Source organism: Hyphomonas sp. BRH_c22, assembly GCF_000961795.1.
GTDB lineage: Bacteria > Pseudomonadota > Alphaproteobacteria > Caulobacterales > Hyphomonadaceae > Hyphomonas.
Window position 1 is genome coordinate 25,720 of record NZ_LADU01000115.1, and the last position, 16,437, is coordinate 42,156.

Annotated in this window: 21 protein-coding genes and 1 other RNA gene; 10 read left to right on the forward strand and 12 right to left on the reverse strand. The window is 62.1% G+C overall.

The genetic code is table 11. The features are described from left to right. Positions 1–6: 6 nt before the first annotated feature. Positions 7–624, reverse strand: a complete 618-nt coding sequence (locus VR74_RS15950) for a GNAT family N-acetyltransferase (RefSeq protein ID WP_045698435.1) — start codon at positions 622–624, stop codon at positions 7–9. Between the two features lie 171 nt (positions 625–795). Here VR74_RS15950 and VR74_RS15955 point away from each other — a divergent pair, with 171 nt between their 5' ends. Further along, entirely contained in the window at positions 796–2,049 is a 1,254-nt protein-coding gene (locus VR74_RS15955) for a tetracycline resistance MFS efflux pump (protein ID WP_045698555.1), read from the forward strand. Between the two features lie 66 nt (positions 2,050–2,115). Here the strand turns inward: VR74_RS15955 and VR74_RS15960 are convergent, their stop codons facing one another. Further along, positions 2,116–2,400 carry a hypothetical protein gene (locus VR74_RS15960; protein ID WP_045698436.1) on the reverse strand — a complete coding sequence of 95 codons (285 nt, stop codon included), beginning with the start codon at positions 2,398–2,400 and terminating at the stop codon, positions 2,116–2,118. A 145-nt stretch (positions 2,401–2,545) separates the two neighbouring features. Here VR74_RS15960 and VR74_RS15965 point away from each other — a divergent pair, with 145 nt between their 5' ends. The 3 genes from VR74_RS15965 to VR74_RS15975 are packed head-to-tail and all read left to right on the forward strand — an operon-like array spanning position 2,546 to position 4,224. After that, on the forward strand, positions 2,546–3,076 hold the full coding sequence (locus VR74_RS15965; RefSeq protein WP_045698438.1) for an HAD family hydrolase: 531 nt from the start codon (positions 2,546–2,548) through the stop codon (positions 3,074–3,076). Beyond that, positions 3,073–3,765 (forward strand): aspartate/glutamate racemase family protein, encoded by a 693-nt coding sequence (locus tag VR74_RS15970; RefSeq protein ID WP_045698440.1) that lies wholly within the window; start codon positions 3,073–3,075, stop codon positions 3,763–3,765. The genes VR74_RS15965 and VR74_RS15970 overlap by 4 nt, the downstream gene beginning before the upstream one ends. Before the next feature lie 57 nt (positions 3,766–3,822). Further along, on the forward strand, positions 3,823–4,224 hold the full coding sequence (locus tag VR74_RS15975) for a group II truncated hemoglobin (protein WP_045698442.1): 402 nt from the start codon (positions 3,823–3,825) through the stop codon (positions 4,222–4,224). 9 nt (positions 4,225–4,233) lie between these two features. On the opposite strand, the gene VR74_RS15980 is transcribed toward VR74_RS15975, so the two are convergent. From VR74_RS15980 to VR74_RS16005, 6 genes are all read right to left on the reverse strand, one after another. Beyond that, the gene (locus VR74_RS15980) at positions 4,234–4,671 is read right to left on the reverse strand and encodes an EVE domain-containing protein (protein WP_045698445.1); all 438 of its coding nucleotides are present in this window, start codon (positions 4,669–4,671) and stop codon (positions 4,234–4,236) included. A gap of 71 nt (positions 4,672–4,742) precedes the next feature. After that, the gene (locus VR74_RS15985) at positions 4,743–5,561 is read right to left on the reverse strand and encodes a heme-dependent oxidative N-demethylase subunit alpha family protein (RefSeq protein ID WP_299950841.1); all 819 of its coding nucleotides are present in this window, start codon (positions 5,559–5,561) and stop codon (positions 4,743–4,745) included. Between the two features lie 4 nt (positions 5,562–5,565). Next, positions 5,566–6,192 carry a class I SAM-dependent methyltransferase gene (locus tag VR74_RS15990; protein WP_045698447.1) on the reverse strand — a complete coding sequence of 209 codons (627 nt, stop codon included), beginning with the start codon at positions 6,190–6,192 and terminating at the stop codon, positions 5,566–5,568. A 1-nt stretch (position 6,193) separates the two neighbouring features. After that, positions 6,194–6,907: a hypothetical protein gene (locus VR74_RS15995; RefSeq protein WP_045698449.1), complete on the reverse strand. Its 714-nt coding sequence runs from the start codon at positions 6,905–6,907 to the stop codon at positions 6,194–6,196. A gap of 123 nt (positions 6,908–7,030) precedes the next feature. After that, positions 7,031–7,828 carry a sulfite exporter TauE/SafE family protein gene (locus VR74_RS16000; protein ID WP_045698560.1) on the reverse strand — a complete coding sequence of 266 codons (798 nt, stop codon included), beginning with the start codon at positions 7,826–7,828 and terminating at the stop codon, positions 7,031–7,033. After that, positions 7,828–8,286 (reverse strand): metalloregulator ArsR/SmtB family transcription factor, encoded by a 459-nt coding sequence (locus tag VR74_RS16005; protein WP_299950845.1) that lies wholly within the window; start codon positions 8,284–8,286, stop codon positions 7,828–7,830. The genes VR74_RS16000 and VR74_RS16005 overlap by 1 nt, the downstream gene beginning before the upstream one ends. A gap of 67 nt (positions 8,287–8,353) precedes the next feature. Here VR74_RS16005 and VR74_RS16010 point away from each other — a divergent pair, with 67 nt between their 5' ends. From VR74_RS16010 to VR74_RS16020, 3 genes are all read left to right on the forward strand, one after another. After that, on the forward strand, positions 8,354–9,217 hold the full coding sequence (locus tag VR74_RS16010) for an MBL fold metallo-hydrolase (RefSeq protein ID WP_045698450.1): 864 nt from the start codon (positions 8,354–8,356) through the stop codon (positions 9,215–9,217). A 63-nt stretch (positions 9,218–9,280) separates the two neighbouring features. Further along, the gene (locus VR74_RS16015) at positions 9,281–10,183 is read left to right on the forward strand and encodes a DMT family transporter (RefSeq protein ID WP_045698451.1); all 903 of its coding nucleotides are present in this window, start codon (positions 9,281–9,283) and stop codon (positions 10,181–10,183) included. After that, positions 10,183–10,926, forward strand: a complete 744-nt coding sequence (locus tag VR74_RS16020) for an N-acetylmuramoyl-L-alanine amidase (RefSeq protein WP_045698452.1) — start codon at positions 10,183–10,185, stop codon at positions 10,924–10,926. Before VR74_RS16015 ends, VR74_RS16020 begins: the two co-directional genes overlap by 1 nt. 9 nt (positions 10,927–10,935) lie before the next feature. Here the strand turns inward: VR74_RS16020 and VR74_RS16025 are convergent, their stop codons facing one another. Continuing rightward, positions 10,936–11,859, reverse strand: coding sequence for a YhjD/YihY/BrkB family envelope integrity protein (locus VR74_RS16025; protein WP_045698453.1), 924 nt, complete (start codon positions 11,857–11,859; stop codon positions 10,936–10,938). Between the two features lie 67 nt (positions 11,860–11,926). Between VR74_RS16025 and rnpB the strand changes: the two genes are divergently transcribed. The 3 genes from rnpB (at position 11,927) to VR74_RS16035 (ending at position 14,133) form a co-directional block, all read left to right on the forward strand. Next, an RNA gene (gene rnpB / locus VR74_RS16390) (RNase P RNA component class A) lies at positions 11,927–12,309 on the forward strand. Between the two features lie 162 nt (positions 12,310–12,471). After that, the gene (locus VR74_RS16030; RefSeq protein WP_045698455.1) at positions 12,472–13,221 is read left to right on the forward strand and encodes a Crp/Fnr family transcriptional regulator; all 750 of its coding nucleotides are present in this window, start codon (positions 12,472–12,474) and stop codon (positions 13,219–13,221) included. 264 nt (positions 13,222–13,485) lie between these two features. After that, entirely contained in the window at positions 13,486–14,133 is a 648-nt protein-coding gene (locus VR74_RS16035; RefSeq protein ID WP_299950847.1) for a sensor histidine kinase, read from the forward strand. Positions 14,134–14,313: 180 nt separating this feature from the next. Here VR74_RS16035 and pip read toward each other — a convergent pair whose 3' ends face one another. Genes pip through VR74_RS16050 form a run of 3 tightly spaced genes read right to left on the reverse strand, consistent with a single transcriptional unit; the run spans position 14,314 to position 16,410 of the window. Continuing rightward, positions 14,314–15,273 carry a prolyl aminopeptidase gene (pip, locus tag VR74_RS16040; protein WP_045698458.1) on the reverse strand — a complete coding sequence of 320 codons (960 nt, stop codon included), beginning with the start codon at positions 15,271–15,273 and terminating at the stop codon, positions 14,314–14,316. Between the two features lie 12 nt (positions 15,274–15,285). Beyond that, a complete protein-coding gene (locus tag VR74_RS16045; protein WP_045698460.1) occupies positions 15,286–15,741 on the reverse strand; it encodes a GNAT family N-acetyltransferase in 456 nt (151 codons plus the stop codon). 9 nt (positions 15,742–15,750) lie between these two features. After that, positions 15,751–16,410, reverse strand: a complete 660-nt coding sequence (locus VR74_RS16050; RefSeq protein ID WP_045698462.1) for a DUF2959 domain-containing protein — start codon at positions 16,408–16,410, stop codon at positions 15,751–15,753. Between the last annotated feature and the right edge of the window lie 27 nt (positions 16,411–16,437).

The following is a 16,437-nucleotide window of genomic DNA, read 5'->3' on the forward strand; positions in this document are numbered from 1 at the left end:
GAGCGGTCAGGCAGGATGAAGGCGGAACCAGTCTCGGCGCGTGATTTCCCACACCAGTGATGCACGTGTCGTGCCGTCAGGACGGACGCTCTGGATCTCGCCTTTGCGCGTGAACCCGAACCCGTCCAGCATGCGCTGGGTCGGCACGTTTTCATGGCTCGCCGTTTCGCAGATCACGTCAAGGTGGAGCGCCTCGAACATCCAGGCAAAACTTTCTGCCGCCCCGCGCGACCCCCTGCCCTGATGGTGCAATGACGGATGCAGCGCCCCGCCCAGTTCGGCGGCCGCCCAATGCGGCCAGACCTGGATATCGCTGTAGCCAAGAATGGCATCCGCCTCGCCGCGCACGAACAACAGGCCCTCGCCCGCCTCGCGCTGGACGAGGTGGTCTTCAATGAAGGCGTGGACGCTCGCCTCGGTCAACGGGCGCGGCAGGGTATAGATCGGCGCATGCACGGCCGGGTCGGACAGGAAAGCGAGAAGTGCTGGCGCGTCGTCAAGCGTCGCCAGCCGCGACGCATCGGGCGCGTTCCCGAGATGCGTGACCTCGCGCACGGCTGAGCGGATCGCATTGATCCGGCTCATCGGAACATCAACCCGCGTAATCGGAATGCCTTCGGCCATGCAGCATTCTAATATGCGTTTGCGTGCCTGTCCGTTTCATAATTGTCGCGGTGGCGGAAATTGTTCGGATCGGCGCCACGCAAAGTGTTCCAGGAAGGGGCGTGATTGCAGCCGGGCAATCGCAACAACGCACCGATTGACCTTTCCGCCATTCCCGCCCAAAGCGGGCACATGACCGATACGCCCGCTCCCCGCAAACACGGCAAGAATGCCTTCCTGTTTGTCCTGATTACCGTCGCCATTGACATGCTGGCTTTCGGGTTGATCATTCCGGTCATCCCCAGCCTCGTTCAGGACATGCTGCACGTGCCGCCGGAGGATTCCACCATATGGCTGGGCCTTCTGGCAGCGACCTACGCCCTGATGAATTTCCTGTTCGGTCCGACCATCGGCGCCCTCTCCGATCATTTCGGCCGCCGATCGGTCCTGCTTGTCTCGATTGGCACGCTCGCCATCGACTTCCTCATCATGGGCTTTGCCAGTTCGATCTGGCTGCTGTTCATCGGACGGGCCCTGTCGGGGGTTTCGGGCGCCACCTATTCCACGGCGAACGCCTATATTGCCGATGTCACCGAACCGGCCGACCGCGGCCGCGCGTTCGGCATGATTGGCGCCGCTTTCGGCTTCGGCTTCGTGTTCGGTCCGGTGCTCGGCGGCTTTCTCGGAGAGATCAGTCCGCGCGCGCCCTTCTTTGCAGCGGCGGGCCTCGCGGCCGTCAATTTCTGCTATGGTTTGTTCGTGCTGCCGGAATCCCTTGCCAAGGCTGACCGGCGGTCCTTTGAAATCGGGCGCGCCAATCCATTCGGTGCGGTCAAGCACTTTTCCAGACTGCCACAGGTTTCATGGTTCCTGCTGGCCGCGGGTATCTTCTTCCTTGCGCATACCGTCTACCCTGCCACCTGGTCGGTGCATGGCGAGATCCGCTACGACTGGAGCCCGAAAGAGATTGGCTTCTCGCTTGGCCTCGTCGGCATTGGCGCGGCAGTCGTCCAGGCCGGCCTGATGGGCATTATCCTGAAGCGGCTTGGCACGGTACGCACGGCGTTGTTGGGCATGTCGATCAGCGCTTTGGTCATGTTTGCGTATGCCTTCGCCGGGCAGGCCTGGATCGTGTATGCGATCATCCCCATAGGTGCCCTGGGGGGCGTGACCGGTCCGGCCATCAATTCGCTGATGTCGACACTGACGCCGCGCAATGCGCAGGGTGAGTTGCAGGGCGCAAGTGCCAGCCTGAATTCGCTGGCGATGATACTCGGCCCACTGGCGATGAATGGGGCACTCTTTTACTTCACCCGTGACAGCGCGCCCTTCGCGTTTGGCGGCGCAGCCTTTCTGCTGGCAGGCCTGCTGACTATCCTCGCAATCGTGCCATTCATGCGCGGGGTGCGGGAAAACCGGAGCGCCCTGCCGGCTGCCGCGGAATAAAAGAGGCGATCCGGCTCAGGCCGGACCGCCAGATGGTTTTGACATTCGGTTCAGATAACGAAGGCGCTAGCCTCTGCTCTTCATCAACAAGCCGACGATCACGCCAACCACACCACCGCCAACGCCGCCCTCGAGCAGGCTGTTAAGGATGTTCATGGGCGTTGTGGCCCCGGCTGCCGCGTCTCCAAGGACCTGCACATTTGCAGCATCAAGTCCGTAATGAGCGCCTATTCCGCCGAGAATGCCGCCAATGACACCGCCGGTGCCGCTGCCGCCGGTCAGCTTCGAAAAGATCGGTCCGAGCACCGTACCGCCGACGGCGCTCAGAATGAGCGGTAGATATTGTTCCATAGATTTGCCCTCCCATGGGTCCTGAGTGGAGGCTCTTGCCGGCCCCTCTGCACAAAGACAACCGCGTTTTCAGGGACAGGTCCAGCCATTTCGGCGGGTTGGCAAGTGTTGCAACTTTCCGGACACACGGGCAAAGAGCGCCAGTATGACCTACCAGCGCCCTGCCCTGTTCCTCGACCGCGACGGCGTGATCAACGTCGACAAGGGCTATGTCAGCAAGGTTTCGGACTTTGAATGGATCACCGGCGCGGCTGAGACAATCGCGGCCTTCAAGGCGCGCGGCTGGTTCGTTTTCCTGGTCACCAATCAATCCGGAATCGCGCGCAACCTCTATTCCGAGCACGACATGCACACCCTGCACGAATGGATGCTTGGCGAGCTCGCCGGACAAGGTGCCATCATCGACCGCGTTTATTATTGTCCCTATCACGAGGAAGGTGAAAATCCGCGCTACCGGCGTGACAGTTTCGATCGCAAGCCGAAACCCGGCATGCTGCTGAAGGCGATGGCCGACTTCCCCGTGAAGCGCGAGTCCAGTTTCCTCATCGGCGACAAACAGACAGATATTGATGCTGCCCGTGCGGCAGGTGTGGCAGGCTTCCTGTTCACGGGCGGCGACCTGGCGCAGTTTGCCGAATGGACGCTTGCGGGTTTCGAAGAGGGCAATCGCGGATGAAAAAGATTGGCATCATAGGCGGCATGGGGCCCGCCTCGACCGTGATCTACTATCAAACCCTGTGTGAAATCGCCCGCGTCCGTTCGGGCGGAAATGCCAGCGCAAGGGTGATGATCGACGCACTGGATTTCAGTGAAGTTCAGGCGCTGCAGCAATCCGGCGCCTGGGACGAAGCCGGGCGCCAGCTGGCCGAATCAGGCCAGCGCCTTGAAGGCGCAGGCGCGGAACTCATCCTTCTCGCCACCAACACCATGCACAAAGTTGCCGCACCCCTTCAGCAAGCCCTCTCCGTGCCATTCATTCACATCATCGACGCAACTGCGGCGCGCCTGCTTGCCGACGGCCGCAGTGTGCCCGCCCTGCTCGGCACCCGCTACACGATGGAGGAACCCTTTTATCCGGCCCATTTTGCCGGCACGTTCGGTGCGCCGCCTGTCGTCCCGGAACCGGAGGAGCGCGATGACATCCACCGCATCATCTTCGATGATCTCGTGAAGGGCATCGTCACGCCGGAGACCACACGCCGCCATGTCGAGATCGTCGCGGCGCTAGCGGCCCGCGGCGCCGACAGCGTTATCCTCGGCTGTACCGAGATCGGCCTCGTCCTGAACGCAGCCAATAGCCCCCTGCCCGTCTATGACAGCGCCCGCATTCATTGCGAGGCCGCGATGGACCTCGCCTACGTATAATTCCGTGCGCCCGCGCGCCGCGTTGAAATGCGCGAGCAGTGGTGTCTAATCCGCGCCATGACACAGACGGATATGCAGACACAGGACTCGCCCTTTGCCCTGTTTGGAGGCGCTGCTGCCGTCGCGCAGCTGACGCGGCGTCTCTATCAGATCATGGACGAGGATCCTGCCGCCGCGCGCATCCGCGCCATGCACGGGGATGACCTGCAAGCCGTTGCCGTGCATGTGGCAAGTTTCCTGACCGGCTGGCTGGGCGGGCCGCGTGACTATTTCGAGGATCCGGCCCGGCCCTGCATCCGGAGCGCGCATCGGCCCTTCGACATCGGGCCGGAAGACCGCGACGCCTGGATGGCGTGCATGCGCAAGGCATTGGCGGAACATGAAGACCTCGACCCGAGCCTGAAGGCAGCCTTCGACACGGCCATTTACCGCCTGGCTGACGGCCTGCGCCAGCGCTGAGCTGCGGGCCTAGACGGGCTTCAGCGTCTTCGGGTCAAGCCCGCCCATCCGGCAGACTTCTTTCCATTCAGACGCCAGCACGGGCTGCACCGACAGGCGGAAGGATTTCACAAGGCTCATCTCGGCGAGATTCGGATTGGCTTTCACGTCCTTCAGCGTCACTGGCTTTGGCATGTCGGCCAGCGCACGAATGTGGACGCAATCCCACCGCTCATCATCCGTCGTGGAATCCGGCGCGCTAAGCGCGCAAACCTCGGCAATGCCCACCACTTCAAGCCCCTTGTTGGAATGATAGAAGAAGACCTGATCACCCAGCTTCATGTCGCGCATGAAGTTGCGCGCCGTATAGTTCCGGATGCCGGACCATTCCTCGCCCGCCTTACCCTTGGCCTTTTGCTGGTCCCAGCTCCACGCATCGGGTTCGGATTTCATCAGCCAGTATTTCATAGGGGTCTCCGGTTGCTCCGATCCCGCTTGATCTAGGGGCCGACGGGCAATCCGTCCACCCGGGCGTGGGGTCAGGCCAGTTGCGCAAGCGCGGCGCGCACCAGCCGGTCATAGGCCAGCCAGCCCTTGTAGGCGCGAAGGGCCGGGTCGATGCCGTCCCACGCCGCCGCGAAGGCTTTCCGGTGATGCGCATCCGGCAGTGCCGCCGATAGAGGGTCCATGCAGACCCGGATGGTGAACAGGACAGCGCCTGTCCCGGGCAGTTTGGAGATCGTCTGGCGCTCGACACGAAAGTACAGCAGGTCAAGCGCGGCCTCGTCGGGCGTCGCGCGCGCCATCGCTTTCAGCGGGGCGCTGCGCGGCGTGAACCGTGCACGGCTCGCCTGGACTGTCCAGTTGAACCGCTCCAGCACCGTGCCGGGCCGCAGCGCGTCGAACATGCGCGCAATGCGCGAGACCAGGTCCGGATTGGCGTCAGGCACCGTGCCGTGAAGCCCGGCCAGCGGCTGGCCGATCTTTTCCGCGAGCGACCAGAATGTCGGCGCAACAAGGCTCGCGGCGCGCAGCACCCACTCCCCGCGCGCGTCCGGCAACAGGATGCAAAGGTCATCGGACACACGAGACGCCGCATCTTCCAGCGGACTGTCCCACGTGCAGCTGCCTGGTCCCGTCACGTCCAGGACGGCGGTCGCCGCTTCGGCCACGGCATCGGGCACGCCGGAATCGGCAAACACCTGCGCCCGGTGGGTACGCATCAACACGGTTTTCTCGGGCAGCCAGGCTTCGGCCTCACTGTCGGGTAGAAGCCATCTGTCCGGATCAATGGGTTTCAGGCCCGGCGCGAGTCCCGGCGGTCCTGCAAGGTATGGCAGGTAGGGCGGTGTGCGCATGGTGTCAGGCTGCGCGGGCAGCGCCCCAACTGACAAAGCCCGCCACTTTCGGCGTCGATGGCAGATACATGGTCTCTGCGTCTTCAAGCTTGAATCCCGCCTCGGTGAACAGCGCCGCGATGTCACGAGTCAGGTGGCAACCGCCTGCCAGCGGCTTCCAGATGGGCTCGATCCGGCGCTGCCACTTGGCGATGCCTTCATCGGGCGCCAGTCCGTGTTCTGAGAACAGGATACGGCCTTCGGGCTTCAGTACGCGGCGCGTCTCGGCCAGGGCGGATTTCCAGTCGGGGATCGTGCACAGCACGAAGGTGATGACCGCTGTATCGATGGAATTGTCTTCGAGGGGGATGGATTCTGCGCCGGTCTCGAGGAATTCAATCTTGCTGCCGATACCGAGCGCGCCTGCCTCGCGCCGCGCCTTGACCAGCATGCCGGGCGATGGCTCCAGCGCAAACAGCCGGTCGACCTTGTTGGAATCATACATCGCGAAATTGGTGCCGGACCCGCAGCCGAGTTCGAGCACACGTCCCTCTGCTTTCGGAACAACCTTCTCGCGCTGCTTCATGATCGGCTTGGTGCCACAGGCACACGCGATCATGTTCGGGACAACATACCGCTCCCAGGGATTCATATCAGCCACCGTTCGTCGGCTGGAAGCCCGGATAGGCTCCCTTCTGGATCAGAGATTTCGTCGCCTCGGTTGGCCGGGCAACGAGCGCATCCTGGGTGATGTTAACATTATATTCGAAGCCGTCACCCATCGGCTGGTATGTTGCCGAGCCATATTGCGCATCTATGCCGAAGCGCTGGCCCTGCTTCTCGGCAATCGCGTGCACATCAAGCCCTGGATTCTGGGACAGTGCGATACCATTCGTCTGCGCATCGGTTACCGCTTCGTAGGAAAACCTGCGGGCATCGCGCCCCTCGAGGTATTCGAGCCGGTAAATCGAATCATAGCCCAGCATGTTGGCGACGGGCTGGAACTTGATGACCTGCGCGCCGATCTCGAACTGGTCACCGCGCAGGACAGGTTGCGCACCGGTCGCCTCGAGCAGCTTCGCGCCATCCGAGAAGGTGACATCGACATGATAGGATCCGGGTGTTCCGGCGACTTCCGCGAACTTGATATTGGCGACGTCACGCTCAAAGGTCAGGCGTTTGTAGGTTTGCAGGTTGAGGCCGGCAAAGGCGACGATCCCGGCAAGCCCCAGGAAGCCCACGCCGAAGAGCAGGCGTCCGCCCCCTGCGAGGGGCTTCAGTTTGGCCAGTTTCCCGAAGCCTGCAAACAGCAGCATCAGGCCAATGACCCCCGCCACGGCAGGCAAAATCCACCAGATCAATCCCATCCCAAGTCTCCATTTTTATTGTCGGACCGCCCACCCGCCGGCTCGGCTTCTTATTTCTGACCTATATCAGCCCGATGACAAGACTTCAGCAACCTTGTTCAGTCCGACAGAGGTGGCCGCGCTTTATGCAGGCTGAACGGTCAGGGCCCCGATTGCGTTCCATGCCACATAGGCCGCAACAACAAGGATCATGACGGCAAAAGCCGACCGGGCGGTCCGCACGCGACTGGACAGGGCGCGTGAGATGACGATGCCGACGAGCCCGCCTATTGCGCCCCCGGCCAGCAGCAGCAGCACAAGGCGCCCGTCCACCATGCCGGATATTGCGTAATTGGCCGATGTTGCCGCGCCAAACAGGGCCACCGACACGAGCGAGGATGCTGTTGCGTTGGACATGGTCATGCCTGTGGCGAGGATCAGACCCGGCACGATCAGGAAACCGCCGCCGATCCCGAAAAAGCCTGCCGCCATGCCGACAACAAGCCCCAGGGGCGCGATGCGCATGGTGATCGAAGGCGTCAGATGCACGTCAGGGTCGCCTGCAAAGGCGGGCTTGCGGAACATGGACAGGGCAATCGCCGCCATCGCGATTGAAAAGGCGAGCAGTAACTGGCTGCCGTCAATCTGCTTGGCGATCGTGGATCCGGCAATCGATCCGGCAAAACCGGAAATGGCAAACACGAGGGCGCACGGCCATTTCACATTGCCGCCGCGCCAGTGCCCGATCAGGCTGAAGAGCGCAATCGCGGCCACGGCCGCTGCCGACGTGCCTATCGCGATGTGTGGATCGGAAACGCCCACGACATAGAGCAGGAGCGGCGCGGCCAGAACCGAACCGCCACCGCCAAACGTGCCAAGGAAAACGCCAATGATGGCGCCACTCGCAATGGCCGCGAGGATGACCATTGGCGTGAATTCCATCATTGTCCGGCTCGCTTTGCACGGCGCGTCCAAGGTGAGGGCGGCTTGCGTCCGGCCCGCGTCTCGTTCGGCGTGTCACCTTCCAGCACGAAAGGACAGACCGCTAGGCAATCCCTTGATCCGCTGGCGTCCTGCGCGTGCGCAAGCAATTCCGGGCAATAGATGGCTGCCAGTGTCGTGATCACGCGGATCGCCGCCGGGTCGGCAATGGAATAGAAGATCGACTGGCCCTCGCGGCGCGTGCGCACGAGGCCTTCCTGGCGCAGGACGCCAAGGTGCTGCGACAGTGACGATTGCGACAAGGCCGCTCCCTGGCGCAATTCGCCAACCGACAGTTCCTTGTCGCCAAGGCGGCAGAGGATCATCAGCCGATGCGGATTTGCCATGCTGCGCAGCAGGCCAGCGGCCTCCTCGGCTTTGACATTGAACAGGACAGGGTCGAGCAGTGAAGTCATCATGAATCACATATATTAGATCTTGTTAAATTAGCAATATCTAATATATCAGGGTGGAAAGGATCCTCCCATGCCTCAGATCAAAGCCTTTTTCGACGACAAGACATCAACCGTGACCTACCTTGTGTGGGATCCGGCGACCCGCGCCGCCGCGATCATCGATCCGGTGCTGGATTATGAACCGCACGCTGCGCGCCTCACGACAGATTCAGTCGATGCCGTGCTGGATGCAGCCGATGAACTCGGACTGAAAGTTGTCTGGGCGCTTGATACACACGCGCACGCCGACCATCTCTCGGCCGCGCATCATGTGCGTGAGTTGACGGGGGCCCGGGTCGGTATCGGTGCACGCATTACCGAAGTGCAGCGGGTGTTCTCGTCCATGTTCCACGCCACGGATGTCTGCCCGAATGGTGGCACGTTTGACGGCCTGTTCCAGGACGGCGAGACATTCGCGCTCGGCGACCTGACCGTGCGCGTGATCCATACACCCGGCCATACGCCAGCTTGCGTAACCTATGTCATCGATGACGCGGCCTTTGTCGGCGACACATTGTTCATGCCGGACTATGGCACGGCGCGCGCAGACTTTCCGGGCGGTGATGCCGCCACGCTCTACCGCTCGATCCGCCGTATCCTCGATCTGCCGCCTGAGACACGTGTTTTCGTCGGCCACGACTACCTTCCCGACGGGCGTGACAAGCCTGCCTGGGAAACAAGTGTCGCCGAGCAGCGGGCCGCCAACGTGCATGTGCATGACGGCGTCGCGGAAGCCGACTTCGTCGCCATGCGAAAGGCGCGCGATGCAACGCTGGATGCACCGCGTCTGATCCTGCCATCGCTGCAGGTGAACATCCGGGGCGGAGCGATGCCGCCTGCGGAAGACGATGGCCAGATTTATCTCAAGATACCGGTCAACCGTCTGGGTGTCTGAGGTCCCGCGCGGGCAGGTCTAAACCCCCTGCCCTTTGCGGCCAAAGCCTGATAACGGGCTGGCATGGCTTTTCGCGACTTTCTGCTTCTCTTCGCCGTGTGTCTCGTCTGGGGACTCAACATCGTTCTCACGCGCTGGGTGGTCGCCGATGTCGGTGTGCCGCCCCTGTTTTTTGCTGCCGTACGCTTTGCGGGCGTCGCCCTTTTCCTCATTCCGTTCCTGCGGCCCAAACCTGCCGATCTCAGGATGCTGTTCGTGATCGCGCTTTTGATCGGCTCGGTGAATTTCGCGCTCCTGTTCATGGGCCTGCAGAATGCCGAAGCCTCCGCCGCCGCCGTGACCGGCCAGCTTGGCGTGCCGATCTCGACTCTCATGAGCATGGCCTTCCTCGGCGAAACCATTGGATGGCGGCGCGGGCTCGGCATCATGCTCGCCTTCGCCGGTGTGGTGCTGATTGCGGTGGATCCCGGTAGCTTCGGCGTTTCGGTCGGGCTGCTCTATATCGTCGCTTCGGCGGTCATCGGCTCGGCGGGCGGCATCCTGATGAAGCGGATGAAGCCTGTCAGCGGACTGCAACTGCAGGCCTGGGTCGGCCTGTTCAGCTTCCTGCCGCTATTCCTCGTCTCCGGCCTGTTCGAATCGAACCAGGTCGAGCGTTACATGGCTGGCGGCTGGCCGGTCATCCTCGCCAGCCTGTTCGCGATTGTCGGCGTATCGATCTTTGGCCATGCCGCCTTCTACACGCTGATCAAGAAATACGATGTCTCGCTTCTGTCACCGCTCACGCTGATGACACCGATCTGGGGCGTCATTTTCGGCATCGTCCTGCTGAATGAACCGATCACGGCCCGGCTCGTGCTCGGTTCGGTCATCTCTCTCTCGGGCGTATTCGTGATCGCGGTGCGCCACAATACCCGCATGCCGGAGGCTGCCTTTGGCAAGAAGATCGGCCCCGGAGACAGCTGATGAAGGTCATTCCGTCACCCAGCCCGAATTTCAATGACCGCAAGTTCCCGGTCGACATGCTGGTGCTGCACTATACCGGCATGGCAAGCGGCGCGGCGGCACTCGAGCGGATGTGCGATCCGGCAGCGGAAGTCTCGGCCCATTACATGGTCTGGGAAGATGGCCGCATCAGCCAGCTTGTCGGCGAGGACAAGCGCGCCTGGCATGCCGGCGTCTCCACATGGCAGGGCGATGACGACCTGAACTCCCGCTCCATCGGTATCGAAATCGTCAATGGCGGCCACGATGTGCCTCTGCCGGACGGCACATTGCCACCCTATCCCGACGCGCAGATCGTCGCCCTAATTGCCCTCTGCCAGGGCATCCTTTCCCGCAACGCGATCCCGGCGAGCCGCATTGTTGCGCATTCCGACATCGCTCCGGCGCGAAAGTCTGATCCGGGCGAACATTTTCCCTGGGCCCGCCTGGCCGCTGGCGGAATCGGCCTCTGGCCCGAGGCACCGATGGACCATGAGTTCGATACCGCCCTGCATCCCGGTGACAATGGCGAGGCGGTCAGCCGCCTGCAGGAAGACCTGAAGGCCATCGGCTATGCATTGCCCGCGACGGGCACCTACGATGACCCGACACACCTCACTGTGCTGGCCTTCCAGCGCCGCTGGCGACCTGACCACCTGTCAGGCACGGCGGACGCCCGGACGCGGCACCTGATCCGGCGTGTGCGGGAGCTCAGCGGGCGATAGATCTGGCAGTCAGGCAAGCGCCTCGGTCTCGTTTTCGCCCTCTTCCGCAGCGAGCCCTTCCTCCGGTATGCGGCTGGCCCATTCGGCCGCCAAAGCCGCGCCGAGCAATAGCGAGGCGACCGATACCGACAACCAGATGAATCCGAGAATGACCGAGCCCAGCGCGCCATAGAATGAGTCGAGCGCCGAGAACCTGAGATAGATATGAAAGGCCCATGTCGCGCCCAGCCAGGCCAGCGCGCCTGAGGCGGCCCCTGCGGCCTTCGCACGATGGCCCTTGATGCGCCCGTGCAGTGACAGGGCGATGATCATGTAGAAGATGGCAAAGCAGGCGATCCCCTTGCCGAGCCAAAGGCGCGCGGCGATGTCGGACAGGTCCTGGGCGAGGTCAAAGGCGATGAAGCCCTGGTTCTCGGTGATGAACGAGGCCATCAGCTGCAGGGCGCCGAGGATCCAGACCGCCAGGATCAGCAGCGCCGTCATCAGGATCGACACGCCATTGAAGCGGATGATCTTGCTCGACCGCTCGCTGCCGGTCACCATTCTTATGCCGGTAATCGCGGCCTTGGCCCCGGAACTCGCCGTGTAGAACACCACGACCACCGCACCGAGCGCCTGCAGGGTCAGGGTGCGGACCGTCGCCCCGCGGATCGTGTCGAGGTCGGCCTTCGACAGCGGCGCCACGGCGGAGACAAGAACCTGGTCGATTGTGTCCGATAATTGCCGGCTGATGTCACCTGGCAGCAGCGCGAACAGCAGGGTCACGGTGAGGTAGATGATCGGAAAGATCGAGAACAGCGCATAGAAGGAAATACCGCCGGTCACGATGCGCACTTCGGGCTTGGACAGGCGCACGATCGCGCACCAGAGCGGGATCAGCAGCCAGTGCTTGACGATCTGAGGAACCGGCAGTCGGTTGATCAGGTTGCGCATACAGCCTCCGGGAGGAATCGATCAGGCTTTGTGCCAGCGCCAGTGTGCGCTATATGCCCGTGAATGACCAGACGGCCAGGCAATCGCTGATGGTGGGGTAACCTGTCATTGGAGGAAAGTCCGGGCTCCAGGGAGACAAGGCGGCGGATAACATCCGCCCGGCGCGAGCCGAGGGAAAGTGCCACAGAGAGCAGACCGCCTCCCGCTTTGGCAGGAGGTAAGGGTGAAAGGGTGGGGTAAGAGCCCACCGCGGGCCTGGTAACAGGCCTGGCAAGGTAAACCCCGCCTGGAGCAAGACCAAGTAGGGGGCGCATACGGGATGTCTTCAGCCCGCGCCCCGGGTGTGTCGCGAGAGGCAGGCCGCGAGGCCTGTCGCAGAGGAATGGTTGCCGAACCGATGTCCCGAGAGGGCGCGGGGAACAGAACCCGGCTTACAGGCCGTCTGGTCATGCCTGCTCCCGGTCCACGCAGCGAAGGCATGCAAACGCCCCTGAACACAGTTTGTTCTGGTCCCCAAAGGTGTTTTCAGGCATTGAGTCCCTATCGGCTGCCCTTTTTGGCGTTCAGCTGACTGAGAGATGTTCAAGCTCCCGCCCGATTGCTGGAGACCCAATGGCAAGTATTAGTCAGTCGAAACTGCACAACCGGCTCCTTGCGAGCCTTCCCGCCAATGAATTTGCACTGGTTTCCGGCGCTCTGGAGCGCGTATCGCTTGAACTGGGCCAGACACTTCACCGCTCCGGCGAAGTCATCGAACATGTCTACATGGTTGAATCCGGCTTCATTTCGGCCATGGCCGTCCTGTCGGACGGGCTACCGCTGGAAGTGGGCCTTATCGGTTCTGAAGGGGCGGCTGGCGCGCCTATTATCCTTGGCGCGAAGACCTCCTATTGCGAAACCATGTGCCAGACCGGCGGCGAGGCCCTGAGGATCAGGAGCAGCAAGTTCCTTTCGCTTGCAGAGTCATGTCCCATTTTGAGATCCGAGACCCTCAAATACCTGCAGATATTCCACGCACAGGTTATCCAGACCGCCGCCTGCAACGCGCATCACGACCTCTCGCAGAGACTCGCACGCTGGCTGCTCAGCGCCCAGGATCGCAGCGGCACACCGGAATTGTCCCTGACGCAGGACCTGATTTCAATCATGCTGGGCGTGAGGCGCTCAACCGTCAGCGTGGCCGCCGCAACCCTGCAGCGGGCAGGCATCATCCGCTACCAGCACGGCCGGATAACGATCCTTGACCGCGTCGGTCTCGAGAATGCCGCCTGCGAATGCTACGAAGCCATAGCAGGCGAATATCGCCGCCTGTTCGGCGAGCACCCGAAGGATATTGTCCGGCCACATCGCTTCACAACGTGAAATTGCCGGCTCATGACGCCCGTTTAGCGCGCAAAATGGCGAATCTCGCAAACAATACGCACCAAAGAGTCTGCTACCGTACCAAAAAGTTTTTCGACCCATGGTAAGAATAGCCGTGGAGGGAACATTATGTTTATTTCCTGGGCCAATTCGCAGGTGGGTATATCAGCAGGAGCCGTGGGCGCCAACGCGCCCCGGATTGGATCCATTGAAACGTCAGACGCATTCCATCTCAGGACGCCGCTGGAACAATCTCAGGATCGCGTGGTCAAGCTGACCGTCCTGCTCCGTGAGGCAGACCACCGCATCAAGAACAGCCTGCAGATCGCCACAAGTGTCATGCAAGCCGAGGCGAGGCGGACACAAAGCGATGACGTGCGTGAGGCTCTTATAAGTGCCGCATCACGCATTCGGGCCATCAGCACGGTTCACGAAGCACTGCAGGCAGCCGGCGGCGAAAGCATGGTCGATGTTGGGCGTCTCATGAAAATAATGTGCGATTCGATGCAGGATCTGTGCGACGGCAAGGCCGAGCTGAGCTTTGATGATGGCAACGCCTCATTGACCGTTCCCGTCACGTTTGCGCGGACTCTGGCGATTCTGGTCAACGAGCTCATCGTCAATGCGCTGCGGCATGCATTTCCCGAAGACAGACTCGGCACGATTTCCGTAAGTCTCAATCATGTGGGCGGCGACATCCTTCTCGATGTCAAGGATGATGGCATCGGACTGGAAACAACAAATTCCGGTCATACCGGTTTCGGCACCGACCTTATCGGGATGATGGTGCGGCAGATCGGCGGCAATCTGGTTTCAGAAGGGACGTCCGGCTCCTGCTTTAAGTTGAAAGCCCCTGCCCCCCTGAGCCCGGCCCAAAGCACGGCAAGCGTGGCCCCGTTCGCATTCGCCTGACCCCCTGCCCGGCAAATCGGGCCAGGACGAATTAAACACGAGAGATCCGGGATTGCGCGCACATGCCTTTCGGTTTCTCCACGACCCTTGCGCATGGCGACCCTCCCAGCCATGCGCCAGAAGCACTGTGGCGGTTGAGGGGCGCAGCAAGCGCCGCAGTGCTTACTTGCCGGATCGTCCCTACCCCGCCTTCCCCGCATACTTGTCCGTCGCGCGGATCAGCTGGTCGAGGATTCCCGGCTCGGAATAGGCATGGCCTGCGCCTTCGATCAGGTGGAAGTCCGCCTCCGGCCAGGCCTTGTGCAGCGCCCAGGCAAACCGTGCCGGACAAGGCATGTCATAACGGCCATGCACGATCATACCCGGAATCGCCCTGAGCCTGCCGGCATCGCGCAGCAGCTGGCCCTCCTCCAGCCATCCGGCATGCGTGAAATAATGGTTCTCTATCCGCGCAAAGGCGAGCGCAAACTCGTCCTCGCCGAACACGTCGCTGGTCGCGGGGTCGGGCAGCAGCGTGACCGTCTGGCCTTCCCACTGGCTCCAGGCCAGCGCGGCTTCGATCTGCACGGCCCGGTCATCACTCGTCAGCCGCTTGCGGTAGGCCGCTGTCAGGTCGCCGCGTTCGGCCTCGGGGATCGGTGCCAGGAAGCGCTCCCACTTGTCTGGAAACATTTCCGACACGCCGAACTGGTAGTACCAGGCCATCTCCGCCTTGGTCAGCAGGTAGATGCCGCGCAGCACCAGTTCGCTCACGCGCTCCGGGTGCGTCTGCGCATAGGCCAGCGCCAGTGTCGAACCCCACGAACCGCCGAATACCTGCCATTTGTCCACGCCCATCATCTCGCGCAGCCGCTCGATATCCGCCACGAGATGCCAGGTCGTGTTCGCCTCCAGCGAGGCGTGCGGCGTGGACTTGCCGCAGCCGCGCTGGTCGAACAGCATCACGTCATAGAGCTTCGGGTCGAACAGCCGCCGATGGCTTGGCGAAAAGCCCCCGCCTGGCCCGCCATGCAGGAACACGGCCGGCTTCGCCCCCTTTGTGCCTGACCGCTCCCAATAAATGACATGCCCGTCGCCGACATCAAGATATCCGGAATCATAGGCCTCGATTTCGGGATAGAAAGTGCGCAGGTCAGGCATGGGCGGAGCCCCTTAAAGGTCAAGGTGGAAGAACTGGTTGAATTCACTCTTTTCATAATCGCCGAAGGCACCGCCCTCAACGAAACCGAAACGCCGATACAGGCCCAATGCCGCGTCAAAGGCCGGTCCGCTTCCGGTCTCGAGGCTCAGGCGATGATAGCGGCGCGCCCGCGCTTCGGCGATAATATGCTCCAGCAGGCGCGCGCCAACGCCCTTGCGCAGGTGTACATCATACGTGCGCATGGACTTGATCTCGCCGCTGCCATCACCCAGCGCCTTGAGCGCGCCCATTCCCGTCAGCGCGTCACCGTCCCAGGCTGTGTAGAAACTGACCTCCGGCGCCTTCAGGCCCGACAGGTCGAGGGCGAACACATTCCCCGGCGGCGAATTGGCATGCATGCTGTCGAGATGGGCCCGCAGCAGGTCCAGCACACGCGTATCGCCGAAATCTCCCGGAACAATCTGCATCCGTCCGCCTCAGCTGCCAGCGCGCATGTCCGCGATGAACGCATCGGCCTCGGCGATTGACCGCTCCATCTCGGCGATCAGGTCAGCCACATCGGATTCAAGGTCGGCTGTCTCGGTCCCCAGCGATGCAATCGCGCGGGCATTCAAATTGTGCTTCAGGAACAGGACGCGATCATGGAAGACGGCCAGTACCGGGTCCATTGAGGCGGCGGCCTTGTCCATCTTGGTGACCAGCGTGTCATAGCGCGCTTCGGTGGCGGCTTTCTGCTCGGCAGATGCCCGCCGCAGGCCCGGATCGGAATAGGTCTTCAACTCGCTGTCCCATTCCCTGAACAGATCACGCGCGACGCCCTTCACGTCCCTGATGCGGGCCCGCACCTTGTCAGCCTTGTCCTCCGACCTTTCATACGCATCCGACAGCGTGTCATAGGTAGCCTCCAGATCGCCGCCGTCGATATCGACCACTGCGCGGAAAGCCTCCAGCGCATTGGCAAATTCGACCTTCGCATTCTCCTGGCTGACAGCCGCATCGGTCACGCGCTGCACCAGCAGGTCGCGCTTCTCGAAGCCGATCTGCTCCATCGCGCCGTAATAAGTTGAGGCACAGCCCGCGAGCGTCGATGCCGCCAGCAGCGCGCCGACCAGGCCTGCGCGGATAAATGTGGTCATCTGCCAATCCCCTTGTGCTTCAGATCA